The following is a 24,669-nucleotide window of genomic DNA, read 5'->3' as shown; positions in this document are numbered from 1 at the left end:
ACGATTGAGATCCGTGGATACGGCCATCCTGCACTTTGTCATTCAGCGCCGCCACGAGGGGTTGACCCCCTTTGTGGTGGCGCTGACGCATGCCGGGCGCCCGGCGGTCGTGCTCGTTGCGGCCGCTGTCTTATCGGCTTTTCTTGCTTACCGACGCCAAGGGTTCCGAATTGCCGCCTTCCCCCTTATCGCCCAGGGGCTAGCCTGGGGCACAAGCAGCCTGCTGAAGGTCATCGTTGGGCGAGAGCGCCCAGCAGAGCAGTACCGGTTGGTAGCCGAGCATAACTACTCCTTCCCCTCCGGACATGCCACCTGTGCGTTCGCCTTCGCTACCATCCTGAGCGTGCTCGCCTGGCGGCTAGGCTGGTGTAAGGCGTGGCTCCCCCTGGCGTGGATTGCGGCCATCCTCATCGCCACCAGCAGGGTGTACCTGGGGGTCCACTGGGCAACGGATATCCTCGCCGGCGCGATCGTGGGCGTGGGTGTCGTGGCAGGTGGTGCGAATCTGGGAGTCACGGTGCCACGGCGACGCGCTGGCGCCGGGCTGGGGCTGTAGCCTTCACCGGTGGGGCCTCATGGGCGTCGGCACGCAGGAAAAGGCACAGTCCGCGCGGGTTAGAAGCTGCCCGAGGAACCCGAACCGGAGAAGCCACCGGAGAAGCTGGCGCTGCTCGAGGAGCTGGAACTAGCGGCGCTGACTGCGTCATTGTGCCAGGTAGAGATCATGACGTAGGGCACGTAGTTGTTGTAGCCATAGCCGGGGTGCCAGCCGCTGGAGGCCAGGCCAGGGGCGCGATGAGTATCCAGGTTTGCCTTGGTCAGTTGCTTCTTCGCCAGCGCGCGGCCGAGCGTGCTGAATTCGGAGACGATCATTGAATACTCATCCATGAGGGTGGGGGAGGATAGGTTCTTCATCAGTGCCTGGCAGCGATCGGCAAGGGTGCTAATCCGCGCCGCGATCGTGGGATCCTGGGCCTCAACCTGCGCCTTGAGCAGGTCCTCGTGTAGGGTGAGCAGCTCCTTGAGGCGGGTGTCGGTGTTGCCGTTTTCCATCTGGAAGATGGTCTCGATATTGGCTTCGGCATTCTTGAGTGACGTGACGCTCGCGGCCGCCTCGGCGAACTCCTTGCGGCGGGCATAGATGGCCTTGTCGTCGGCCTTTTCCGGAAGCGCCATCATGGCGTCGTGGTGGGCGAGGAAGCCGTCGCGGATCTCCTCCCATTCACGGCGCAGGGCAGCGTCGGCAATGGGGGAAGACAGCGAATGCGCACGCACGTCGATGGAGTCCAACTCGCCGGCCAACCGACCGTAGTTGCGCGCGACCACCTCATAGTTGTCCCGCGCCTTCTTGCGCTTGGACCTGCGCACCTTCGTCGCCACACCGCCGGTCGCGGCGACGGCAAGCGCGCCGATGCCACCGACAATGGCCCAATCATCCGCGCCGAACTCATCGTCCGATAGGTCATAATCGGCCACCGTGGATGCCCCCGTGAGCAGCCCGCCCACCCAGTCGCCGTTGCGGAAGTCCTCCTGCATGGAATCCGAATACTCGTTGGCGTGCTTGAGGTATCCCAGCGGCTCCTTTAAGTCCTCACCCACGTAGGTGCCCATCCGGCGCAGATTCGTGTCCACGGTGAACATGACGTGGCCGTCGGCGAACTTATTGCCCTCGGCGTTGATGAGCTCGCGATGGGACTGTAAGCCGAAGTCCTTGATCCAATCGTCATAGGGTTCCGTGGCGGTGGCGCTGACGATGTAATCCACGTGGGGGACGTCGGTGGCAAACTCCAGCGCGCGGGTTTCCTCGACCAGCCGGGCCTCCTCCTGGTCGCTGAGCACGTTGTCCGGATCGTAGACCGTGACCTGCTGCACGGACTGCGCGTGCGCTATTGCGCCTACTCCGGCGTGGGCATAGAGCGGCAGCGCCGATATGGCGGTGAGGGCAATCATCCACAACAACGCCACTCCGGCGGCAAAAATTACCGGTGGACGGGACAAAACGACAAATCGGACGCGCATACATTCTCCTCCTCAGTGACTTCCACACTCACCGCCCCCGGTACCAGGCCGTCTGTGCGAAGCGATGCGGCGGCGGGCTACGTCGGCAAGCAAGTGGGAAGCAGGGCAGTGACGCTGTGGCTGTGCTGAACCCGACTCTACTGAAAACCTGCATCGGGGGCTAGGAAACCCGGCTGAAGTCATAGCGCACACCACGAGCGCCTTCGTGTTGCAGCATTGCAGCATCGCAGTATTGCTGTGGCGTGGTGCGTGTGTCGCCGACACCGTCTATGCCACCCACTATGCTGGATATATACTGTGCCCTTTACCTAGACGGGCAAAACAGACTTTCGAAGAAAGGTATCCGCCTTACATGAGCGCTGACACCGGCACCGACACGTTGGCCACCCAGGCCTCCAAGGCCGTAGAGAAGCTGCAAAGATTCCTGCTCCCGCGCGCAGGCGAGCCTTATGACGTGCGCAGGCTCTACCTGATCGAGGACGAGCACAACACAAGCCGGGCGGCATGGGAAGATCGCGGATCCATCGCGGTCAAGGCAGGCAACGAACTGAGCTTCCTGACCTACTTCAACGCCTTCCCCGCCAGCTACTGGCGCCGCTGGTCGCAGCTCGACACCGTGGTGCTGCGCGTGGTCATCGAGGGAACCGCCCGCGTGGACGTCTACCGCTCCAAGATCGACGGCGCCCGCATAGCGGTCGAGGGTGCGGTGGTCAGCGACGACGCGGTCGAATTCGAGCTGTCCCTGCAGCCTTTTGAGGACGGCGGCTGGCTCTGGTTCGACCTCACCGCGCAGACCGACGCCCGCATCGTCGAGGCCGGCTGGTATGCCCCCACTGCGCCGGGTGCGCAGGTGCTTCCCGACGGCCAGCGGGTCGGCCCCTTCGAGCCACGCGTGACCGTCGGCATCCCCACCTTCAACCGCCCGGCCGACGCCGTGGCCGCGTTGGAGGCCCTGGCCAGCGACCCCGAGGTCGACGCGGTCATCGATACCGTCATCATGCCCGACCAGGGCAACAAGCACCCCGCCGACGAGCCCGGCTACGCCCAGGCCGTGGCGGCCTTCGGGGACCGTTTCTTCGAGTTCCGGCAGGGCAACCTCGGCGGCTCCGGCGGCTACTCGCGCATCATGTACGAGGCCTTGGGCGGCGTGGACGGCACCAAGCCAGCCGGCGCCGCGGAAAGCCCCTACATCCTCTATATGGACGATGACATCGCCATCGAGCCGGACTCCGTGCTGCGCGCGCTTCAGGTGGCCCGCTACGCCAAGAGCCCGATCCTCGTCGGCGGGCAGATGCTCAACCTCCAGGAACGCAGCCACCTGCACACCATGGGCGAGGTCATCGGCCGCCACGACTTCATGTGGACCTCGGCCCCGCACGTCCACTACGACCACGACTTCTCCGCGCACCCGCTGTCCGACCGCGGCAAGCCCGGCGACAAGCCCGACATGCCCAACTCCGTGGACCTGCACCGCCGCATCGACGCCGAGTTCAACGGCTGGTGGATGTGCATGATCCCGCGCGTGGTGGCCCAAGAGATTGGCCAGCCGCTGCCGCTGTTTATCAAGTGGGACGACGCCGAATATGGCCTGCGCGCCGCCAAGCATGGCTTCCCGACGGCCACCTGGCCCGGCATCGCCATTTGGCACATGGCCTGGTCCGACAAGGACGACGCCATCGACTGGCAGGCCTACTTCCACCTGCGCAACCGCCTGGTGGTCGCGGCAAACTACCACGAGGGCCCGGTCGACGGCATCATCAAGAGCATGCAAAAGGCCACGATCAAGCACCTGTTGTGCCTGGAGTATTCCACCGTGGCCATCCAGAACGAGGCCATGAAGGACTTCCTCGCGGGCCCCGACCAGCTCTTCGACATCCTCGAATCCTCCCTCCCGCGCATCGCGGCGATCCGCAAGGGCTACCCGGACGCCGTGGTCCTGCCCACCGCCGCCGACCTGCCCAAGCCCTCCGGCATCCCCGGCGTGCCGATCAAGGACATCGGCGGGCGCCTGGCCCCGGTAAAGAAGGCGGTGTGGCTGGCCAAGGGCCTCAAGCACTCGCTTACCAAGGCCGACCCGGCCCACTGGGAGGTTCCGCAGGCCAACCTCGCACCCATCGAGGCCCGCTGGTTTAGCCTGTCGCGCCTCGACGGCGCGACCGTGACTACCGCTGACGGCCGCGGCGTGGTCTACCGCAAGCGTGACCTGGACAAGGCCAAGGAGCTGCTTGCCGAGTCCCGCCGCCTGCAAAAGGAGGTCGCCGAGCGCTTCGAGGAACTCAAGGCCACCTACCGGGCAGCCCACGGCGAGCTGACCAGCCGCACGGCATGGTCCGCCATCTTCGAGCCGGGTGGGGAGAGCTAACGGTGGCTTCGGTGGGTAATAAGAAGATTGTCAACGAGGCGGACCTGCTGGTCGCCCTCCAGGAGACCATCGCCGACAAGCCGGGCGTGCTTTCGCTGGCCCGGGGCCTGTCTCACTTCGGCGAGCACGCCCTGGGATGGATTGCCCTCGGCGCGGTGGGCGCACTCGTTGATAGCAAGCGCCGCGCCGACTGGGTGCGGCTGGCCGTGGCCGCTGTCATCGCGCATGCGATTTCCGTGGTTGTCAAGCGTGTCGTGCGCCGCAAGCGCCCCCACGACGAGCGCATCCGCATCGGGGTTTCCACCCCCAGCAAGCTGAGTTTCCCCAGCTCACATGCCACCTCCACCTCGGCGGCTCTGGTGAGCCTGGCGAAGCTAAGCCACAACCCCCTGCCGCTGCTCGGTGTGCCGGTGATGATGATTTCGCGTATGGTACTCGGGGTGCATTACCCCACCGACGTCCTCACCGGCGCCGTCGCAGGGGCCGCGACCGCGGAGGCTGTCGCACGATACGGGAAGGCAAACTAAGAACATGGCCGATAATGATCGCATCATTGGATCGGAGCCACACACCCTCGGGCTTGACGTGGAAACCGCGCCGGTCGCCGACGTAGAATCCAAGCGCAAGCCGCCGAAGAACCTGGTCGACGGCATGATCAAGGCCCTGCGCCCGAAGCAGTGGGTCAAAAACGTGCTGGTGTTGGCCGCGCCGATGTCGGCGGGTGCTGAGCACCTGTTCAACAAGTCCACGCTCATCGACGTAGCCATCGCCTTCATCGCGTTCTGCCTCGCCGCGTCGTCCATTTACCTCATCAACGACGCCCGTGACGTGGAGGCCGACCGCGCCCATCCCACCAAGCGCTTCCGCCCGATTGCCTCGGGCGTGCTGCCGGTCAACCTTGCCTATGTGATGGCGGTGGTGCTCATCATCGCAGCGCTCGCCATCAGTTACACGGCAAGCTCCGGGCATGGGCTGGCCATCGTCATCGCCGTCTACATCGTCTTGCAGCTGGGCTACTGCTTCGGGTGGAAACACCAGCCGGTCATCGACATCGCGCTGGTCAGCTCCGGATTCATGCTGCGCGCGATGGGCGGCGGTGTCGCCGCGGGCATCGAGTTTTCTCAGTGGTTCCTCTTGGTGGCCGCCTTCGGCTCGCTGTTTATGGCCTCCGGCAAACGCTATGCCGAGCTGCTGCTCGCCGAGCGCTCCGGCGCCAAGATCCGCAAGGCCCTCGAGGGCTATACCGCGACCTACCTGCGTTTCGTGTGGACGCTGGCGGCTTCGGCCGTGGTCATTTCCTACTCCCTGTGGGGCTTTGAGATGGCAAGCGCCGCCACCGGCGCCGGTGCCGTGTGGTACCAGATCTCCATGGTGCCGTTTACCGTGGCGATCCTGCGCTACGCCATGGACATCGACCGCGGCAACGGCGGCGCCCCCGACGAGCTGGCGCTGACCGACCGTGCCCTGCAAATCCTCGCGCTTGCCTGGGTGGCCTGCATCATCATGGCCGTCTACATCACCCCGGCGCTGTAATTTAGTACCGCTTCGACCCCGCGCAGGCGGGGTCTTTTTTGCTTCAGAAGACCCTATCGGAGTGCGGCGGGGTGGACGTCGGAAAGCCTCACCGGCCTGCGGGCAAGGTAAAGCGAGGCCGCAGGTGGGCTTTGCTAGAGTTTTCCCCATGACTAAAGCGCGCGACCTTACTGTTGTCACCGCCGTGCTGTCGGCGGTGACTGTCGGGGTGCTGGGGTTCGTTGGCGGATGGCACCGTCGCTGGATCAGCGACGACGGGCTCATTGTCCTACGCACCGTCCGCAACCTGCTCGCCGGAAACGGGCCCGTGTTCAACGCCGGGGAGAGGGTAGAAACCAACACCTCAACGCTTTGGCAATACCTTATATATGTGGTCGCGCTCATCAGCGATGCCCCGCTGGAAACCATCGCCATGTGGTGCGCGCTTACCCTCACCACCCTCGCGCTGGCGATCGCCGCCTGGGCCACCGCCAAGCTCTACCGCACCGGCGCGCTGCTGGTCCCGCTGGGCGGGCTCATGTACATCGCCACCCCGCCGGCCAGGGACTTTGCCACCTCCGGACTGGAGTGGGGCTTAAGCATCTTCTGGATCGCGGTGCAATGGCTGCTGCTCGTACGCTGGGTTCAGGCGGGCGACAGTGCGCCTGGCGCGCACGCCAAGCCCAGCCGCGATTGGGCAACCTACCTGTTGGCTCTGTGGTCGGGTCTGTCCTGGCTCGTTCGCCCGGAGCTCGCCCTCTACGGTGGCATGACCGGGCTGTTGCTGCTGGTGACCGCGGGTGGCGCGCGCAAGGCCGCCGCGATCCTGGCATGGGCATTGCCGATCCCGGCCGCCTACCAAATCTTCCGCATGGGTTACTACGGACTCATCGTGCCGCATACCGCGGTAGCGAAGTCGGCATCGGGATCCGCGTGGGGATCCGGCATGGAGTACCTACGCGACTTCGCCGACCCCTACGCGCTGTATCTGGGTCTTGCCGCCGCCGCGCTGGCCGGTGCGTTCGTGGTGTTGCAATTGCTTTCCGACGGCCACCGCGTGGCCAGCCGATTTCGACTGCGCAGCACGGTGGGCATCATCGTGCTCGTGGTAGTCTGCGCAAGCCTGCACGTGCTCTACGTGCTGCGCGTCGGCGGCGACTTCATGCACGGACGCATGCTGCTGCTTCCCATGTTCACCCTGCTTCTACCGGTGGCGGTGGTCAAGGTGTGGGACACGGACACACGATTCGGGTTCGCGCACGCCGGCGCGCTGGCCTCGGTGGCCGGTGGCATCTGGTGGTCGGGGTCCGCCGTCATCGGTGGGCACCCCTATACCCTCCCTCAAGACACCGTCAACCTGGGTGTGGTCGATGAACGCGCCTTCTGGACGATCTTGACCGCCACCGGTCATGCGCCACAAACCGCCCAAGACTACCTCGGCATGGGCGCGCTGAACGGATGGCAGGAGGCGATGGAAGAAGGCCTAGCCAACAACGACTCCCAGTTCATCCAGTACAGCGTCGACCCCGACAGCGGCACCGTGAGCTGGAAGACGCTGCCGCGCACCACCGAAGACACCGACCTGGCGGGCACCCCACTGACGATGACCCTCATCAACCTCGGCATGACTGGCATGAACTCCCCGCTGAATGTGCGCGTGGTGGACAACATGGGCCTGGCCAACCCGATCGCGGCCCGCCAACCGCGCAACCCCGACGGGCGCATCGGCCACGACAAGAATCTGCCCATCGAATGGCAGCTCGCCGATTCCGCCATGCCTGTCGAGGCCACCCCGGATTACTACAACCAAGACGGCGTGGTCCAGGCCCGCCAGGATCTCTACACGGAGGACTTCCAGCGCCTGTTTGCCTCCTACCGTGCGCCGATGAATGCCTCCCGATTCTTCTCCAACATCAAGTTCTCGCTCACGCTTGGCCGCACCCTCGAGCTCAACCCTGACGTCTACTCCTACGCCGACCAGACTCCGGTCGATGATCCGCAGCCCATTCGCTGGGATTATGAGATCAAGCTCGACCAGCCGCGCCAGTAGTGTGAAGGGCAAAAGGGCAGGTAGCGCCGGAAAGTGGGGGCAAGGGATGTTGTTGAAAAGTAAAAGCGTTGTTTATTCAACCGTTATATGGGCTACGATAAGTGCTGTCTGCATTGTAACGAATCGGTCTCGCTTCGCGACATGCCAAGAGAATGATGAAGTAAAGCCGAACGAAGAAGAGAAACGCCAAGGAGAGACATGACTTTATCCGCCGGAATCAAAGGCGTCATAAAGAAGATTTCTGCCTCCGTCGCCGCCGTTGCCACTGCAGCCTCCCTCATGGTTGCCGGAGCCGGAACGGCAGCCGCCGCAAACCGTGACTGGCTGCGTGCCGACGCCACCGGAAGCTGTGACTGGGATGCTCACGGCTACTGGGTGCAGCGTTGTGACGTCTGGTCGGCATCCATGGGACACAACATCGCCGTGCAGATCCAGCCGGCCGAGCGCGGCGGCAACGCCGGCCTCTACCTGCTTGATGGCATGCGCGCCACCGATTGGGCTAACGCGTGGACCGTGGAGACCAGCGCCCCGTCGATGTTCGTAGGTAACAACATCACCCTCGTCATGCCGGTGGGTGGCGCAAGCTCCTTCTATGCCGACTGGCAAGGACCAGCAAAAATGGACGGTACCGGCAACTACCAGTGGGAGACCTTCCTCACCTCGGAACTGCCGGCCTACCTGGAGGCTAACTTCGGCGTGGCTCGAAACAACAACTCCATCGCCGGTTTGTCCATGGGGGGCACCGCAGCCCTGAACCTGGCTGCCCGCCACCCGGATCAGTTCCGCCAGGCATTGTCCTACTCTGGCTACCTCACCATGAGCCACCCCGGCATGGGACCGCTGCTGTCGCTGGCGATGATGGATGCGGGCGCATTCAACTTCAACAACATGTACGGCGGATGGATTACCCCCACCCGCTTCGCCAATGACCCGTACCTGAACATGGACGGCCTGCGCAACACCGACGTCTACATCTCCGCTGCAAACGGGCTGCCCGCTGCCGCCGATTTCCAGCGCTACCCGGCGAATGTTGTGGCCAACGGTATTCCGCTGGAGTGGTTCTCGCGCTACACCACCACCCTGTGGGAGCTCAAGGCCCGCGCCTCCGGTATTAATCCGACTGTTAACTATCCGATCTCCGGCTTGCATAACTGGCTGCAATGGGAGTATCAGCTACGGCAGTCTCAGGGGCAGATTCTTAACGTCATGAACGCTTGGTAAGAATCTTTCGCAGGGACGCAAGCACCGGTTCTAATCGGTGCTTGCGTCCTTGTCATTCAGCTGGGAAATGTCAAAGCCAAGTCCCGGTGGTGAGAAAAAAGTGAAAGAATGTCAGTTCTTGGGACTAAAGTTACGGAGTGTCACTACCCAAAGTCTCAAGTTCAACTTAAACTTGAGTGCGTCTTGTCTGCTGCTTCTCCCGGTACCCACATGCCGAAGAGAACGAGGGAGACATAAAAGCTATGTTGATGCTACTTGGCCGGGGGAGGGGAACCCTCGGGCGGTAGGAGAAGCTAGTGCCACCCATCAAAGCACCACTTACCTCTACACCTGAATAAGGATGAAGTACATGCGCGACACCGCATCGAAGAAGCGCGGTCCGGCTCGGATCGCAGTGTTGACCGTTCCCACGATCCTCGCATTGGGTGCGAGCCTGTTGCCCCCGGCCGCCCAGGCCCAAGACTTCGGGGGTCTCAGCTCCGCGCTGGGCAGCTCCACCGACTATCTGGATAATCCAGGCACCACCCGCACCCCGGTCAAAACCACCTACCCGGTGATCTCCGGCCTGCCCGAAGGCGTCAGCGTCGACCACGTGGACTGGCTGACCAGCCGCCGCATCGCCATCTTCATCAAGTCTGCGGCCATGCCCAAGGAACTCATTCAGGTGCAGGTGCTCCTGGCCCGCGACTGGAACAGTGACTCCTCGCGCACCTTCCCATCCATCTGGATGCTGGACGGCCTGCGCGCCCAGGATGATGAGTCCGGCTGGACCATCAACACCAACGTCGAGCAGTTCTACGCCGACAAGAACATCAACGTTATCCTCCCCGTGGGTGGACAGTCTTCCTTCTACTCCGACTGGCAGCAGCCCAACAACGGCAAGAACTACCAGTGGGAGTCCTTCCTCATCAACGAGCTGATCCCCGTCCTGCGCGAGGGCTTCCGCACCAACGATGACCGCGCCATCGTCGGCCTGTCCATGGGTGGCACCGCCGCCGTCAACATTGCGGAGCGCCACCCATCCCTGTTCAAGTTCGTCGGTTCCTTCTCCGGTTACTTGGACACCACCTCACTTGGCATGCCCGTCGCTATTGCGGCCGCGCAGAGCGATGCCGGTGGTTTTGACTCCACCGCCATGTGGGGCCAGGCGGGCTCTCAGGACTGGATCGACCACGACCCGAAGCTGGGCGTCGCGGATCTTAAGGGCATGTCTGTCTACGTCTCCGCAGGCTCCGGCAAGGATGACTATGGCACCGCGGGATCCGTGGCCAAGGGGCCTGCCAACTATGCAGGCGTGGGACTCGAGGCTCTATCGCGCATGACCACCGATACCTTCGTCCGAGCCGCCAAGGATGCGGGAATTCCGGTCACCGCCGTCTTCCGCCCAACCGGCGTCCATGACTGGCCTTACTGGCAGTTTGAGATGGCACAGTCCTGGTCGCAGACCGCCACCGCACTGGGCTTAAGCGATGCCGACCGCGGCACGGAATGCACCTCCGGCGGCGAGCTTGCCGACGTGGCCTCCGCCAATGCAGCAGCTCTGGGAGGATGCTTGACCAGCGAATACGACATCGAAGGCGGCAAGGCACAGGACTTCCTCGAAGGCCGAGTCTTCTACTCCACCGCCACCGGCGCCCACGCCCTGTGGGGTTCCATCAGTGCGCTCTACAACCAACTCGGCGCCGAGAAGTCTTGGCTAGGCTTCCCGACCAGCGAAGAGATGGCGATCAAGGACGGTGGCCGCTTCGTGCGCTTCCAAAACGGAAACATCTACTGGTCGCCCACCACTGGCGCTGTCGCCGTGCCGAATGACATTATCGACGCCTGGGGCGAGCTCAACTGGGAAAACGGTGACCTGGGCTACCCGACCGCCGAGGCCGAAGCGATCGACGGCGGCCTGGTCCAGCAATTCCAAAACGGCTATGTCGTGCGCACCGCCGACGGCAAGAACTACTGGCTGCGCGGCGAGATCGCGAAGAAGTACGGGGAGATGGACACGGCCAGCTCCGCACTCGGTTACCCGGTCGGCAACGAACGCCTCATCAACGGCGGCGCCTTCCAGGAGTTCGAGAACGGCAACATCTACTGGTCTGCGACCACCGGGGCTCACTACATCCTCAAGGGCGCCATCTTCAACGCCTGGGGCACCAAGCAGTGGGAGCAGGGTGCCTACGGATACCCCACCAGCGACCAGACCAACACCGCTGGCGTCTCCACGGTCACCTTCCAACACGGCACCATCACCGAGGTCGCAGGTGTAGTCAAGGAAGACCTGAAGTAGCATGCGATCTAGGCTGATGGCCGCCGTCATGCTCACATCCGCAACCACCCTTGCGGCGTGTGGCGGTGCGGCGGTGGATAACTCGGAGCAGACCTCCATCCCCCCGTTGACCCGCAGTCAAGCGAACACTGCTGCAGCCAGCAGCTCCTCAAGCACGTCATCGGCAAGCGTGTCGGCAACGGTGACGGCCACGGGGACGTCGGCAAGCGCTTCGGCAATCGATACCGCTGAGCCAATGCTAGATCAGGGGCAGCAAATCAGCGGGATACCAGCCACCACCGACAACTTCTCCGCGAAGGAACGCGCTTTCATCGACCAGCTCACCCAAGCTGGCGTGGACGTCACCGGCGTGGAGGCCCAGATGCTCGGTGCCGCGGGCATCGTCTGTGTGGGTGAGACAGAAGGCCTTGGACCTGCAACCGTGCAGGGGCTGGCAGGCCAGCTCATCGAGCAAGGCCGCACCAGCCTCGACCACGAGCACACCATCGCCGCGATTGAAACCGCTGCACGAAGCGCGTACTGCTAGGAAGTTATGAAGAAAGCTATTACCGTCATCGCCACCATCCTCGTGCTGGTGCTCATCCTCACCGGGATTACCCGCTGGGTTAATAACCGCAACGGATCCAGCGAGACGGGAACGGAAACCGCCGCACCGACCTCCCCGTTGCAGCCGGAATGGTGCCCGGACGTGGAGGTCATCGCGGCGCCGGGTACCTGGGAGTCCAGCGCCATGGACGATCCGGTCAATCCGACCGCCAACCCGGCTTCCTACATGCTGACGATCACGCAGCCTCTGCAGGCCACTTACCCGGCGGATCAGGTCAAGGTATGGACGCTGCCGTATACGGCGCAATTCCGCAACATCAATTCCATGCAGGAGATGAGCTACGACGACTCCCGTACGGAGGGCACCAACACCCTCAATGCGGAGCTCGTGGCAACCCATGCGGAGTGCCCGCTGACGGACTTTATCCTCACCGGCTTCTCCCAGGGGGCAGTGATCGTGGGCGATATCGCCAACGAAATCGGAACGGGTTCGGGAGTCATCCCGGCCGAACGCGTAAGGGGTGTCGCCCTTGTTGCCGACGGCCGCAGGCAGAATGGTGTGGGCCAGACTGTCGGCAACCCGGTGTCCGGTGTCGGGGCGGAGATCTCCTTGCAGCCTCTCAACCTAGTCGTCCAGGCAGTGGTGCCGGGCGCCACCATGCGCGGCGAGCGCGTCGGCGGATTCGGCGAACTCAACGACCGCGTATTCAACATCTGTGCCCCCGGTGATTCCATCTGTGATGCGCCGATTGGTGTCAACGATGCGTTGGCGCGTGCTCAGTCGCTCATCCAGCCAAACGTTGCCCATGCCACCTACGCCACGAACCCGGATGTCATCCCGGGCACCACGGCTAGCTTGTGGATCGTGGACTGGGCAAAACAGCTCATCGGCTAATCTCGGCACGCCTCGTAGGCCCCCTGGTGGGGGCCTTTTGTGTGTGTTTAGGCTTTGGGGTGCCAGGGTGGGTAGGTCCAGGTGGGTGTGCCGTTTGTTCTTTCGATGCGGCCGTGTTTGGGTTTGCTGGGGTCATCGTCGTTTTTTCCGTTGTGGAAGGGGCACAGCATCGTCAGGTTGCTGCTTGTAGTAGTCCCGCCGCGATTCCAGGCGTGGATGTGGTGGACTTGGCATGTGTCTGCTGGTTGATTGCAGTCTGGGTGGGCGCAGGTTAAGGATTCCAGGGTGGCTAGGTCGCGTTGCTTTTTGTTGGCGAACCGGGAGGAGCGTACGAGGTCGACGGGTCCTTCTACGGGGTGGATAAGCCCGAACCCCCATTCTTTATCTAGTAGGGCGGCAACGATTTGGGTGCTGGTGCGTGTGACTCCGTCGGAGCAGGTGAAGGTGGTTTCATCGCTGGTGGCATCGAGGACGGTGGTGAGTTTGTCTAGGGGGATGGCGACGATGGGTCGGAGTGTTTTGGTGATGGTGCCGGTGTGGGGGAAGTTTTTGGCTGGGTCGGGGAGGTCTTTGAGTGTTTCGTAGAGGAGGTCGATGTCGGCTGGTTCGCCGTTGATTTTTAGTTGCCAGAGGTTGTTGCGGTTGCGGTTGAGGTACACGCCTTTGGCCAACGGTGCTGGTGGGGTGGTGTAGCCGTTGGTGATTTTTCGTGCTTGGGTGGCGAATTGTCCGGTGGAGAGGTTGCCGAGGTTGATCAGCTCGCTGCGTAGTTGCCAGGTGGTTTTGTCGCCTTTGACTCTGCGGGTGCAGTTTTCGATGATTTCGAGGTGGGCGAGGGTGAGCCCGAGGGAGTCTATGGTTTCCCGGCAGGTGGCTTGCATCCTGGTGTAGGAGGTGGTGCCGTAGTACACCTTGGCTAGGGTTTTCAGTTGGGTGGCTGTGTTTTCGGGTAGTCCGCGTGCGACAAGGGCAGCGGTAGTGGACCCGGTGGCGTCCTGGATGAGGGCGAGCGGGTTGTTGAGTATTGCTGCTAGCTGGTCGATCGGATTCATGCCCTCAACGCTAACGAGGTGTCAAGGATTCCTCGAGTAGCTGGCCTGGGGCCTGTGGATAACCCGACCATCTGAGTGTTTCTCAGCACCGTCCTGTGGATAACTTCCCGCCGGTCCGCGGTCCACAAACGCCAAAAAATCGAAACGCAATGGGTTCATAGGCGCTACAACCACAATGCGACACATTGATAGGACTTACCACACTCTCAGTAACCGTACCCGGCTGCGGCGCGGTGACCGTCGGAAAGCAACCTGGGCCGGGTGTAACATTTGGGGCACGTGAAGCTCAACGAAAAAAAGTTTTCCCTAAAAGTAATATTGGGAACAAAACTTACGATGAAGTAACTGATACGTTGACACCAATCCAAGGAGAACAATGGATTTACATGCGGCCATGGGCCAATTCTTTGACGAAACGGGAAATATCTCCCTCAAGCCAGAACTGACCCTCGCCGGGCTGTGTGAGGTTTTCTACCAGGCGGAGGCCGCGCAGGGTACCGACGGCCGCACCACGATGCGTTACTGGGACTTCACCCAGTCCCGCGAAGGTGTCGCGCGCGATTACACGCGCAAGGAAATCAACACCCGCATCAAGGCTGTGGCCGCGCGCCTGCAGCAGGTGGGCACCATCGGCGACCGCGCGGTGATCTTGTGCAACAACTCCCCGGAGTACCTGTTCAGCTTCCTCGGCGCCCTCTACGCGGGCATGGTGCCAATCCCGCTGTATGATCCGACGGAGCCAGGCCATGCCGATCACTTGAAAGCCGTCATCGGAGATTCTTCCCCGAAGGTGGTGCTGACCAACTCCCACTCGGCCGCTGCTGTGCGCAGCTTCTTTGCCAGCGTGCCGGGACGCGAGCGTCCGCGCATCCTGGCGGTGGATTCGCTGCCGGACTCCCTTGCGGCAAGCTTCGTGAACCCCTTTGCCACCGAGGCAGGCCAAGCGCTGGCGGCCAAGGGTGTGGCCCCGGTGGACCTGACCGCGTTCTTGCAGTACACTTCCGGCTCCACCCGCACTCCCGCGGGCGTGGTGCTGACGAACCGCTCGATCATCACCAACGTGCTGCAGATCTTTACCGCGGTGCAGCTTAAGACCCCGCTGCGACTGGTGAGCTGGCTGCCGCTGCACCATGACATGGGTATCATCTTGGCCGCCTTCATCACGATCCTTGGCCTCGATTTCGAGCTGATGGCACCGCGCGATTTCATTCAGCAGCCCAAGCGCTGGATTGACCAGCTCAACCGCCACGACGGCGATGTCAACGTCTACACCGTGATTCCGAACTTCGCACTCGAGCTTGCAGCCCGCTACGGCAAGCCGGCCGACGGTGAGCAGCTGGACTTCAGCGCCGTGGAGGGCCTGGTAATCGGTTCCGAGCCGGTGACAGAAAAGGCAGTGGACGCCTTCTTCGAGGTCTTTGGCCCGTTCGGCCTGCGCCGGAATGTGATGCGCCCATCCTATGGCCTTGCGGAGGCATCGCTGCTGGTGACCACCCCGCAGACCGAGAATCGCCCGCTGTTTGGCCAGTTCGACCGCGAGGCACTGGCGCAGGGCCAGGCCAAGCTGGTGGACAAGGGTCCGGACGCTGTCTCGATCGCCTCTTGTGGTCAGGTCGTGCGCCCGCAGTTTTTGGTCATTGTTGATCCGGAGACCAAGCAGGAGCTTCCCGACGGCCACGTCGGCGAGCTGTGGACCAACGGCGCCAACACCGCCGCCGGTTACCTCGATCGCCCGGCCGACACTGAGGAGACCTTCCGCAACACCCTGGCCGGCCGCCTGCCGGAAAACTCCCGCGCACAGGGCGCGCCGGATGACAACTGGATGGCCTCCGGCGACCTCGCGGTGATCGTGGACAATGAGGTGTATATCACCGGCCGCCTCAAGGACCTCGTTATCATCGCCGGCCGCAACCACTACCCGGCCGACATCGAGTACACCGTCGACCACGCCTCCGAGCAGGTGCGTGCGGGCGCGGTGGCCGCCTTCGCCATCCCCGGCGACGACGTGGAAAAGCTCATCATCTTGGCCGAGCGCGACGAGCAGGCCGACCCTTCGGGCGACGCCGCAGCCATCGAGGCAATCCGCGCGGCGGTGGTCGACGCCCACGGCGTGACACCTGCGGATATCCGGATGGTGGATCCGGATACCATCGCGCGTTCCTCCTCAGGCAAGATCGCGCGCCGCGTAAACAAGCGGATTTACCTGGAGGGCTAGTCCCCGCGTTCGTACCACCCCGGGTGTGAGGAGCTAGGCACAGTGTGCCTGGCTCCTTTTCCCTTTGTGCGTCAGTATGCGCGTATACGATTGAATGCATGGCTACTCTCGCTGCCGCCACACCAGCAATCGAGGTGCGCGACCTGTGTGTGGGTTTCGGTCCCGCCCTCGTACTCGACCATCTTGACCTGCAGGTATTACCAGGCACCATCCACGGCTTCCTCGGACCCAACGGGGCGGGCAAGTCCACCACGATCCGCACGCTGCTGGGCCTACTGAAGCCACAATCGGGGCGGGTGCGCGTTCTTGGCCAGGACCCGTGGCAGCATCCGGAGGTGTTAAAGCGCACGGCCTACGTGCCCGGTGATGTAAGCCTGTGGCCGCAGCTGACGGGCGCGGAAACCCTGCGGGTGCTGGAGCGACTGCGCGGTGTCAGCAGCGACCGCGCGCGCGAGGCCCACCTTATCGAGGCTTTCTGCCTGGATACCGGCAAGCGGATCAAGGAGTATTCCACGGGTAACCGCCGCAAGGTGATGCTGGTGGCAGCGCTGTCGGCGCCGGCGGAACTGTTGTTGCTCGACGAGCCCACCGCGGGCCTGGATCCGCTGATGGAGCAGGTGTTTGTCGATGAGGCGCGGGCAATGGTCCGCAACGGCGTGACGGTTCTTTTGTCCAGCCACATCATGAGCCAGGTGGAAAAGCTCTGCGACTCGGTCACCCTCATCAAGTCCGGGCGAGCCATCGAATCCGGCGCCATGTCCGACATTGCACGGCTGAGCGCGGAAAAGATTTCCGTGCGCCTGCTGCAGGATCCGCCCGCGCACCTGGGCACCTGGACCCGCCACGGGGAGCGCATCGAGCGCACCGCCGCCCGCGATGAGGTCCCGGCACTGCTCAAGGAACTCGTCGAACTCGGGGCGCAGGACTTTGCCTGCCAGACCGAATCGCTGGAGGAGACCTTCCGGTCCCATTACCAGGGAAGCCGGCCATGAGTGAGGTTCTAGCGCTGGCCCGGTTCCAGCTGCGGGCGCGCCGCAAGGTTAATGCCATCTGGCTGCTGAGCTTGGGGGCCTGCCTGGCGATGTTCCCCGCGGCCTACTACAACTACTATCCCAACGTCGACGACCGCGCGGTGCTGGTGGAATCGATGCGCACCAACACCGCCACCCGTGCCCTGTACGGGGTGCTGGGGGAGCCGGGCACGCTCGGCCAGCTCATCAACTGGGAGGTGGCGCTGTGGATCGTGCTGCTGGGGGCGGTCATGGCGGTGCTGCATTTCTCGGCGGTCTATCGTGGCTGGGAGCAGTCCGGCCAGCTGGAGCTCGTGCGCGCCGCGGGCTCGCGCCGGCATGTCCCGCTTTCCGCGGCCCTGGTGTCCTCGGTCGCGCTGTGCGTGGGGCTTGGGGTGTTAGCCTTTTTGGCTTTGGGTACCCAGTCGCTCATCTTCGACGAGCTCACCTGGTCGGGTGCGGGCTTTTTCGCGCTGATGGTGACGCTATCGTGCTGCGGCTCGGTGCTTCTAGCTGGCCTTTTCCAGCTTTTCTCCCAGTCTTCTCCGGGGAGGGTGGGGATGGCTAGTCTAGGGCTGTCTTATTGCGCGCGCGCCTATGCGGACGCCACCGATGATGCCGCGTGGCTCAATTGGCTCAGCCCGCTGGGCTGGAAGGCGGTGATCGACCCCTATGGTGCCAACAGCGCCGCCGCGTGCGCCGGGGTGGCAGGAGCGTGCCTGGTTGCCTGCGCGGTACTCGCGCTTGCCGACGCCCACCGCCCCTATTCGCAATCGTTGGTCGGCAACCGTAGGCGTCGGAAAGCAAGGAAAGCGCGCGAGTATGCGACGGTGCCCGCGATCCTGTGGCGGCTAAGCCGCAGCCCGCGGGTGACGTGGCTAATCGCGGTGACGGCGGTGGAGGCGTTCATGGTCTCGCTGTCGGGCTCGATTAAGGAGATGATCGCGCAGGATGCCAACACCGGGCAGATGTTCGCGCAGCTCGTGCCGGAGGGGGACCTGATTAGCGGCTTTATCATCTACATCACGATGTTTTCTGCGATGCTGATAACCGTGGCCACCGTCTCGCTCATGCTGGGGCATCGTTCGATGGAGCGCGAGGGAAAGGTTGACCTCTTCCGCGCGGCCGGGCGGGCGCGCATCAGCCCGCTAGCCGAGGAGATCGCCGTGGTCTTCGCCACGCTCGTCTTGATGCTGCTGGGCGTGTTCGCAGGCGGGGCGTTGAGCCTCGATGTGCAGCTGTGGGATGTGCTGGGCAAGGCCGTGGCCTCGCAGCTGGGACCCACGGTGTTCTTCCTAGGAATAAGCGCCCTGCTGGTGGGCGTGGCGCCGCGGATGGCCAACCTCGCCTGGCTGCCGGTGGTGGTGGCCGCGCTGATTTCCACCTTCGGGGAGCTGTTTTCCTTCCCGGAGTGGCTGGTTGCGGCCTCGCCTTTCGGCATGACCTATACGCTTGCCGACGCCCACGTGCCGCAGACCATCTTGCTGGTCATCATCGGTGCGGCCTGCGCGGGGCTGGGTTTAGTAGGGATGCGTCGGCGTGCGGTGGCAGGGTAGGTGAGTACCGTAGTAGGCATGAACGAGATCACGCTCGAGAGAGTGGAGGCCGCCTTCGCCAAGGCGCGGCACTCGCGCGTCGACGACCCCAACGGGCTGGAGGGAATTGTCATCCCCTTCGAGGACTTCGCGGTGTTCTATCAGGTGGGCGAGCAGTTGTTGAGCTCCACCGCCCGCTGGCGCGCTGAGGTCCCAGCACACCTGCGCGAGCAGGTGCAGGCTTTCGTGCTCGAGCAAAACTCCCACCTGATCGCCCCCACCATGGCCTTCGAGGATGCCGTCGATTCCGTCATTTTCAAGTCCGACCACCCGCTGGCCGAGGGGCTCGACTACGAGCAGCTAGACGCCCTGCTGCACACCCAGCTGCAGCTGCACGCGGCCGCAGTCGGCATGTGCAACCAGCGCTTCCCCGAATTGGTGACCTGGCACAAGGAGCGGGCATGACTCAGGCGACAATCGATTTTTTGCGCCTGCAGCAGGCGGTGGAGGCGCTCGGGCTCACGCTCATGGCCAACCCCGATGCCTCTATGCTCGCGGTGACCTATAAGGACGTGCGGATCTCGCTGAGCGCTGGGGTTGCCGAGCATGCCCTCGTTGTAACGGGCTACCCCAGCCACTTCCTCCCGCTGGATGAGAGGGAGAAGGTCTTTTCCTGGTGTGCGGATTTCGCGCGCCGCAATCGCTGGGCCACGCCGAAGCCCTTCTATGACGGACACGTGCAAGAGCCTAAGGGCATCGGGGCGGCGGTGGTAGTTACCATCTTGACCCCTGCCGGTGCCAGCGATGCGCAACTGAAGTCTTGGGTGGGGCAAGCTATCACCCAGGCCGCCGCGGCGGTGGGCGATTATGAGGCGCTGTTGGCCTCGGAGCCACGCGACTAGGTGTGCTTTTGTCATCCCAATTGGTTGCGGGCAAGAATGATGCGCCGCCGGTGAAACGTTTGTGGCCGGTGGGACGATATAGAATAGACAGACTTATGTTATAAAACGGTGACCTTTCCCGCCTGTGTTTTAAAATCCCAGCTCAGGGAGGGTGTCGCCTATGGAACGAGGGACTTTCTTCGATGCATGATCAGCAGGATCCATCCGGCGCCGACAAGGTGGCCATGACGGTTGCCGAGCTGCGCACCTGGCTGCGCAATTGGGTGATGAGCACCACGGGCCTGCCCGCCGAGGAGATCACCGACGACAAGCCGATGCAGTCCTTCGGGCTGTCTTCGCGCGATGTGGTCATCCTTTCCGGCGAGTTGGAGAACCTGCTGGGTGTGAGCCTCGATGCCACCATCGCCTATGAATACCCCACCATCGCAGCCCTGGCGACCCGCCTGGTCGAAGGCGAGCAGGCCTCCCGCGTGTCCGCACCCGCGGCGTTTCGCACCTCGCTAGGCTCCGGTTCCGCCCTGACCCCCGGCAACCACGACATCGCCGTGATCGGCATGGCCGCGAAGTACCCGGGCGCGCATGACATCGACGAGATGTGGCAGATGCTGATCGAGGGTCGCGACGGGCTAGGCCCGCTGCCGATCGGGCGCTGGAGCGAATACGCCGGCGATGAGGTCATGCAAAAGCGCATGGCCGAGCAGGACTTCACCGGCGGCTACCTCGACGACATCTCCTCTTTCGACCCGGAGTTCTTTGGCCTGTCCCCGCTGGAGGCCGTCAACATCGACCCGCAGCAGCGCATCATCTTGGAGCTGAGCTGGGAGGCGCTGGAAAACGCCCATATCCCGGCCTCAAGTCTGCGCGGCAAGCAGGTCGGCGTGTTCATGGGCTCGACCAACAATGACTACGGCATGCTGATCGCCGCGGACTCCACCGAGTCGCACCCTTACGCGCTCACCGGCGCCGCTTCTTCGATCATCGCCAACCGCGTGTCCTACGCCTTCGACTTCCGCGGCCCCTCGGTCGCCGTGGACACCGCGTGTTCCTCCTCGCTGGTGTCCACCCACCAAGCGGTGCGCGCCCTGCGCGACGGCGAGGCCGACCTCGCCTTGGCTGGCGGTGTCAACATCATGGCTTCGCCTTTCGCCTCCACGGCCTTCGGTGAGTTGGGCGTATTTAGCCCCACCGGCAAGGTCCACGCCTTCTCCGATGACGCAGACGGCTTCGTGCGCGCCGACGGTGCCGGCGTGCTCGTGCTCAAGCGCGTGGCCGATGCCATCGCCGACGGTGATGAGATCCTCGCCGTGATCAAGGGCTCGGCCGTCAACTCCGATGGGCACTCCAACGGGCTGACCGCCCCGAACCCGGACGCGCAGGTCGACGTGCTGCAGCGCGCCTACGCCGACGCGGGCGTGGACCCGAAGCTCGTGGACTACATCGAGGCCCACGGCACCGGCACCATCCTGGGCGATCCCATCGAGGCCACCGCTATCGGCGCCGTCTTGGGCCGTGGCCGCGACGTGGCCAGCCCCACCTTGTTAGGCTCTGCCAAGACCAACTTCGGCCACACCGAGTCCGCCGCCGGCGCGGCCGGGCTCATCAAGACCGTGCTCTCCATGCAACATGACGTGCTCCCGCCGTCGCTGAACTTCACCGAGCCCAACCGCTACGTCGACTTCGACGCCGAGCGCCTCGAGGTGGTCGAGGATCCGCGGGAGTGGCCGGAATACTCCGGCCGCAAGCTCGCCGGCGTCTCCGGCTTCGGCTTCGGCGGCACCAACGCCCACGTGGTCGTCTCCTCCTTCGACCCGGCCGACTACCCGGAGGCCACGCACACCCCGCAGGAGGCATTGCTTGCCGACGGCACCGCCGTCGCACTGCCGGTGTCTGGCCTGCTGCCGTCGAGGCGTCGGCACGCAGCGGCGGAGCTTGCGAACTTCCTGGACGGGCGCACGGACGCCGAGCTGGTGCCGCTGGCGCGCAGCCTCGCCAAGCGCAACCACGGACGCTCACGCGCGGTCGTGCTCGCCGACACCGTCGACGATGCGGTCAAGCGCCTGCGCCAGGTCGCCGACGGCAAGGTCTCCGTGGGTATTGCCGCGGCCGACGCCCCCTCGGCCGTAGGCCCCGTGTTCGTCTACTCCGGCTTCGGCTCCCAGCACCGCAAGATGGTCAAGGACTTAGTCGAACTCTCGCCGTGGTTCAAGACGCGCCTGGCCGAGCTGGACGAGATCGTCGGCTTCGAGTCCGGCTGGTCCATCCTCGACCTCGTCGCCGACGACGAGCAGACCTACGACACCGAGACCGCGCAGGTGGCCATTACCGCCATCCAGATCGCGCTGACCGACCTGCTCGCCGAGCTCGGTGCCAAGCCCGCAGGCGTGATGGGCATGTCGATGGGCGAGATCGCCGCTGCCTACGCCGCCGGTGGCCTAAGCGACAAGGACGCCATGCTCATCGCCTGCCACCGCTCGCGCCTGATGGGCGAGGGGGAGAAGTCCCTGCCCGAGGACCAACTCGGCGCGATGGCCGTGGTGGAGTTCTCCGTGGAAGCACTCGACGAGTTCATCGCCACCAACCCCGAGTTCGCGGGCATCGAGCCCGCCGTCTACGCGGGCCCGGGCATGACCACCGTGGGCGGCCCGCGCGAGGCCGTGGTGGCACTCGTGGAGAAGCTGGAGGCCGAAAGCAAGTTCGCCCGCCTGCTCAACGTCAAGGGCGCAGGCCACACCTCCGCGGTCGAGCCGCTGCTCGGCGAGCTCGCCGGCGAGATCGCGGGCATCGAGCCGAAACCGCTGCACACCACCTTGTTTAGCTCCGTCAATCGCGGCATGGTCTACCAGCCGGGCAGCGTGGTCCACGACGTGGACTATTGGCTGACCTGCACCCGCCACTCGGTGTGGTTCCAGGACGCCACGGAGCAGGCCTTTGCCGCGGGCCACACGATGCTCGTGGAAATCTCCCCGAACCCGGTGGCGCTGATGGGCATGATGAACACCGCCTTTAGCGTCGGCAAGCCGGATGCGCAGCTGCTGTTTAGCCTCAAGCGGAAGTTCCCCGCGGGCGAGACCCTGCGCGACCTGCTCGCCAAGATGTATGTTGCGGGCGCGCCGATCGACTTCGGCAAGCTCTACGGCGAGGGCGAGCTGCTGGCCGCGCCGGGTATGCCGTGGAAGAAGGGCCGTTACTGGACCGCCGCCCGTCCCGCCACCGGCGGCGAGACCGAGCTGCCTGGCGCCAAGGTCACGCTTCCCGACGGGCGCATCGCCTTTAGCGTCTCGGCCGAGCTCGTGCCGAGCCCGGTCGCCTTGCTGGAGGCAGCCGTCGAACAGGTTAGCCCGGGCGCGGCGCTGATCGCCGTGGAGGAACGCGGCACCTTACCGCCGACGGGCGAGCTGACCACCGTGGTCTCCACCAACGTCGGCGGTGTCAGCGTGACCGTCCACCGCATCATGGACGAGGCCTCCGTGCTCATCGCCGAGGGCTTCGCCGCCAAGGCGGGGCTGCAGGTAGATGCCCCGGTCATCGAGGCACCGCGAGGTGAGCTCGCCCACGAGGAGCCCTCCGACTTCGTCGGCGAGGAGACCTTCAAGTGGGATCCCTCCAGCGGGGAGACGGTGGAACAACGCATGCGCACGATCGTCTCCGAGGCCATGGGCTATGACGTCGAAGACCTCCCGCGTGAGCTGCCGCTGATCGACCTTGGCCTGGATTCGCTCATGGGCATGCGCATCAAAAACCGCATCGAGCACGACTTCGACATCCCCGAGCTGCAGGTCCAAGCCCTGCGCGACGCCTCGGTGGCGGACGCGGTCAAGCTGGTTGAGGGCATCGTAGCCCAGCGTGGCACCGGAACCGCTGGCGTGGCCGAGAGCCCTGAGCAGGAGGCAGGGGCCGACACCATTGCCACTGAAGAAAACGCGGGCGTGGGCGACGACGGTGCCAAGGGCGTGGGCGTGGCCCCGCGCGATGCCTCCGAGCGCCTCGTGTTCGCCACCTGGGCGGGCATGACGGGCGTGGCGGCAGCCGGTGTCACCAGCAATCTGCCGACCATCGGGGAGGATAAGGCCAAGGAGATCGCCGATCGCCTCACCGAGCGCTCCGGCGCCACCGTCACCGTCGATGACGTGCTGGGTGCCGATACCTTAGAGCCGCTGGCTAACATCGTGCGCGAAGGCCTCGAGACCGAGGTCGAGGGCAACATCCGCGTGCTGCGCGCCCGCCCGGAGGGCTCGACCGCGCCCGCGGTGTTCATGTTCCACCCGGCCGGTGGCTCGTCTGTGGTCTACCAGCCCCTCATGCGTCGACTGCCCGCGGAGGTGCCGGTCTACGGCGTCGAACGCCTCGAGGGCAGCCTCGAGGAACGCGCCGCACAGTACTTGGACGAGATCAAGCAGTATTCCGACGGCCTGCCCATTATCCTGGGCGGCTGGAGCTTCGGCGGTGCGCTGGCCTACGAGGTCGCACATCAGCTGCAGACGACGAACTCGGGCGTTAAGGTGGCCACCATCGCGCTGCTGGACACGGTCTCCCCGAAGAACCCGACTCCGGACACCATGGAGGAGACCAAGAAGCGTTGGGAGCGCTACTCCAGCTTCGCCAAGAAGACCTACGGCCTGGACTTCCCGGTTCCCTATGAGCTGCTGGAGACCGCCGGCGAGGACGCGCTGCTGACGATGATGGCGGAGTTCTTGGCCAACACCGACGCCTCCGAGCATGGGCTGTCCGCAGGCGTGCTTGAACATCAGCGTGCCTCCTTCGTGGACAACCGCATCCTCGACCGCATGGACATGCAGCGCTGGGTTGACGTTGATGCCCCGGTGATCCTCTTCCGCGCGGAGCGGATGCATGACGGCGCCATCGAGTTGGAACCGGCCTACGCCGAAATTGCGGAAGACGGCGGCTGGTCGACTATCGTTAATGAGTTGGAGATTGTTCACCTTCGGGGTGACCATCTGGCGGTCGTCGACGAGCCGGAGATCGGCAAGGTCGGCGTGGCGCTGACCAAGCGCATCGCCGAGCTGGGGAACAAGTAGCGCCAAGTCCGGGACCAAACACACATAAGGCAG

The 24,669-nt window shown here is 64.1% G+C and carries 17 protein-coding genes; 15 read left to right on the top strand and 2 right to left on the bottom strand.

The annotated features are described in order from the left end of the window. Positions 1-13: 13 nt before the first annotated feature. A complete protein-coding gene (locus PAB09_RS12180) occupies positions 14-556 on the top strand; it encodes a phosphatase PAP2 family protein (protein ID WP_271033904.1) in 543 nt (180 codons plus the stop codon). Between the two features lie 59 nt (positions 557-615). Here the strand turns inward: PAB09_RS12180 and PAB09_RS12175 are convergent, their stop codons facing one another. Further along, positions 616-1,950, bottom strand: coding sequence for a DUF5129 domain-containing protein (locus tag PAB09_RS12175; RefSeq protein WP_442873762.1), 1,335 nt, complete (start codon positions 1,948-1,950; stop codon positions 616-618). Between the two features lie 421 nt (positions 1,951-2,371). Here PAB09_RS12175 and PAB09_RS12170 point away from each other — a divergent pair, with 421 nt between their 5' ends. The 8 genes from PAB09_RS12170 to PAB09_RS12135 all read left to right on the top strand — a co-directional run bounded on the left by PAB09_RS12170 (position 2,372) and on the right by PAB09_RS12135 (position 12,886). Continuing rightward, entirely contained in the window at positions 2,372-4,381 is a 2,010-nt protein-coding gene (locus PAB09_RS12170) for a glycosyltransferase (protein WP_271033902.1), read from the top strand. 26 nt (positions 4,382-4,407) lie between these two features. Then, a complete protein-coding gene (locus tag PAB09_RS12165; RefSeq protein ID WP_442873761.1) occupies positions 4,408-4,908 on the top strand; it encodes a phosphatase PAP2 family protein in 501 nt (166 codons plus the stop codon). Positions 4,909-4,912: 4 nt separating this feature from the next. Then, positions 4,913-5,914, top strand: a complete 1,002-nt coding sequence (locus PAB09_RS12160) for a decaprenyl-phosphate phosphoribosyltransferase (RefSeq protein ID WP_271033900.1) — start codon at positions 4,913-4,915, stop codon at positions 5,912-5,914. 148 nt (positions 5,915-6,062) lie between these two features. Further along, complete coding sequence (gene zomB, locus PAB09_RS12155) at positions 6,063-7,943, top strand: flagellar motor control protein ZomB (RefSeq protein ID WP_271033899.1); 1,881 nt, start codon at positions 6,063-6,065, stop codon at positions 7,941-7,943. Between the two features lie 198 nt (positions 7,944-8,141). Further along, positions 8,142-9,164 carry an alpha/beta hydrolase gene (locus tag PAB09_RS12150; RefSeq protein WP_271033898.1) on the top strand — a complete coding sequence of 341 codons (1,023 nt, stop codon included), beginning with the start codon at positions 8,142-8,144 and terminating at the stop codon, positions 9,162-9,164. A gap of 349 nt (positions 9,165-9,513) precedes the next feature. After that, positions 9,514-11,445, top strand: coding sequence for an alpha/beta hydrolase-fold protein (locus tag PAB09_RS12145; protein ID WP_271033897.1), 1,932 nt, complete (start codon positions 9,514-9,516; stop codon positions 11,443-11,445). A 1-nt stretch (position 11,446) separates the two neighbouring features. After that, positions 11,447-11,971 carry a hypothetical protein gene (locus tag PAB09_RS12140; RefSeq protein WP_271033896.1) on the top strand — a complete coding sequence of 175 codons (525 nt, stop codon included), beginning with the start codon at positions 11,447-11,449 and terminating at the stop codon, positions 11,969-11,971. Between the two features lie 6 nt (positions 11,972-11,977). Further along, the gene (locus tag PAB09_RS12135; RefSeq protein ID WP_271033895.1) at positions 11,978-12,886 is read left to right on the top strand and encodes a cutinase family protein; all 909 of its coding nucleotides are present in this window, start codon (positions 11,978-11,980) and stop codon (positions 12,884-12,886) included. 47 nt (positions 12,887-12,933) lie between these two features. Here PAB09_RS12135 and PAB09_RS12130 read toward each other — a convergent pair whose 3' ends face one another. Next, positions 12,934-13,938: an HNH endonuclease signature motif containing protein gene (locus tag PAB09_RS12130; protein ID WP_271033894.1), complete on the bottom strand. Its 1,005-nt coding sequence runs from the start codon at positions 13,936-13,938 to the stop codon at positions 12,934-12,936. A gap of 376 nt (positions 13,939-14,314) precedes the next feature. Here PAB09_RS12130 and PAB09_RS12125 point away from each other — a divergent pair, with 376 nt between their 5' ends. The 6 genes from PAB09_RS12125 (at position 14,315) to pks13 (ending at position 24,636) form a co-directional block, all read left to right on the top strand. Continuing rightward, positions 14,315-16,153: a FadD32-like long-chain-fatty-acid--AMP ligase gene (locus tag PAB09_RS12125; RefSeq protein ID WP_271033893.1), complete on the top strand. Its 1,839-nt coding sequence runs from the start codon at positions 14,315-14,317 to the stop codon at positions 16,151-16,153. A 98-nt stretch (positions 16,154-16,251) separates the two neighbouring features. Further along, on the top strand, positions 16,252-17,145 hold the full coding sequence (locus tag PAB09_RS12120; RefSeq protein WP_271033892.1) for an ABC transporter ATP-binding protein: 894 nt from the start codon (positions 16,252-16,254) through the stop codon (positions 17,143-17,145). Then, positions 17,142-18,719 (top strand): hypothetical protein, encoded by a 1,578-nt coding sequence (locus PAB09_RS12115; protein ID WP_271033891.1) that lies wholly within the window; start codon positions 17,142-17,144, stop codon positions 18,717-18,719. The genes PAB09_RS12120 and PAB09_RS12115 overlap by 4 nt, the downstream gene beginning before the upstream one ends. An 18-nt stretch (positions 18,720-18,737) precedes the next feature. Beyond that, entirely contained in the window at positions 18,738-19,163 is a 426-nt protein-coding gene (locus PAB09_RS12110) for a YbjN domain-containing protein (RefSeq protein WP_271033890.1), read from the top strand. Then, complete coding sequence (locus PAB09_RS12105) at positions 19,160-19,600, top strand: YbjN domain-containing protein (RefSeq protein WP_271033889.1); 441 nt, start codon at positions 19,160-19,162, stop codon at positions 19,598-19,600. The genes PAB09_RS12110 and PAB09_RS12105 overlap by 4 nt, the downstream gene beginning before the upstream one ends. Before the next feature lie 182 nt (positions 19,601-19,782). Further along, entirely contained in the window at positions 19,783-24,636 is a 4,854-nt protein-coding gene (gene pks13, locus PAB09_RS12100; RefSeq protein WP_271033888.1) for a polyketide synthase Pks13, read from the top strand. Positions 24,637-24,669: the final 33 nt, after the last annotated feature.

This window comes from Corynebacterium sp. SCR221107, assembly GCF_027886475.1.
Lineage (GTDB): Bacteria > Actinomycetota > Actinomycetes > Mycobacteriales > Mycobacteriaceae > Corynebacterium.
This window is presented reverse-complemented; position numbering and strand designations above follow the sequence as displayed.

Coding starts and splice junctions, on each gene's coding strand:
- PAB09_RS12115 (WP_271033891.1), top strand. CDS start 17,142: ATGAGTGAGGTTCTAGCGCTGGCCCGGTTCCAGCTGCGGGCGCGCCGC.
- PAB09_RS12110 (WP_271033890.1), top strand. CDS start 18,738: ATGAACGAGATCACGCTCGAGAGAGTGGAGGCCGCCTTCGCCAAGGCG.
- PAB09_RS12105 (WP_271033889.1), top strand. CDS start 19,160: ATGACTCAGGCGACAATCGATTTTTTGCGCCTGCAGCAGGCGGTGGAG.
- PAB09_RS12120 (WP_271033892.1), top strand. CDS start 16,252: ATGGCTACTCTCGCTGCCGCCACACCAGCAATCGAGGTGCGCGACCTG.
- PAB09_RS12150 (WP_271033898.1), top strand. CDS start 8,142: ATGACTTTATCCGCCGGAATCAAAGGCGTCATAAAGAAGATTTCTGCC.
- PAB09_RS12145 (WP_271033897.1), top strand. CDS start 9,514: ATGCGCGACACCGCATCGAAGAAGCGCGGTCCGGCTCGGATCGCAGTG.
- PAB09_RS12140 (WP_271033896.1), top strand. CDS start 11,447: ATGCGATCTAGGCTGATGGCCGCCGTCATGCTCACATCCGCAACCACC.
- PAB09_RS12135 (WP_271033895.1), top strand. CDS start 11,978: ATGAAGAAAGCTATTACCGTCATCGCCACCATCCTCGTGCTGGTGCTC.
- PAB09_RS12125 (WP_271033893.1), top strand. CDS start 14,315: ATGGATTTACATGCGGCCATGGGCCAATTCTTTGACGAAACGGGAAAT.
- PAB09_RS12170 (WP_271033902.1), top strand. CDS start 2,372: ATGAGCGCTGACACCGGCACCGACACGTTGGCCACCCAGGCCTCCAAG.
- PAB09_RS12160 (WP_271033900.1), top strand. CDS start 4,913: ATGGCCGATAATGATCGCATCATTGGATCGGAGCCACACACCCTCGGG.
- pks13 (WP_271033888.1), top strand. CDS start 19,783: ATGCATGATCAGCAGGATCCATCCGGCGCCGACAAGGTGGCCATGACG.
- zomB (WP_271033899.1), top strand. CDS start 6,063: ATGACTAAAGCGCGCGACCTTACTGTTGTCACCGCCGTGCTGTCGGCG.
- PAB09_RS12130 (WP_271033894.1), bottom strand. CDS start 13,938: ATGAATCCGATCGACCAGCTAGCAGCAATACTCAACAACCCGCTCGCC.
- PAB09_RS12175 (WP_442873762.1), bottom strand. CDS start 1,950: ATGATTGCCCTCACCGCCATATCGGCGCTGCCGCTCTATGCCCACGCC.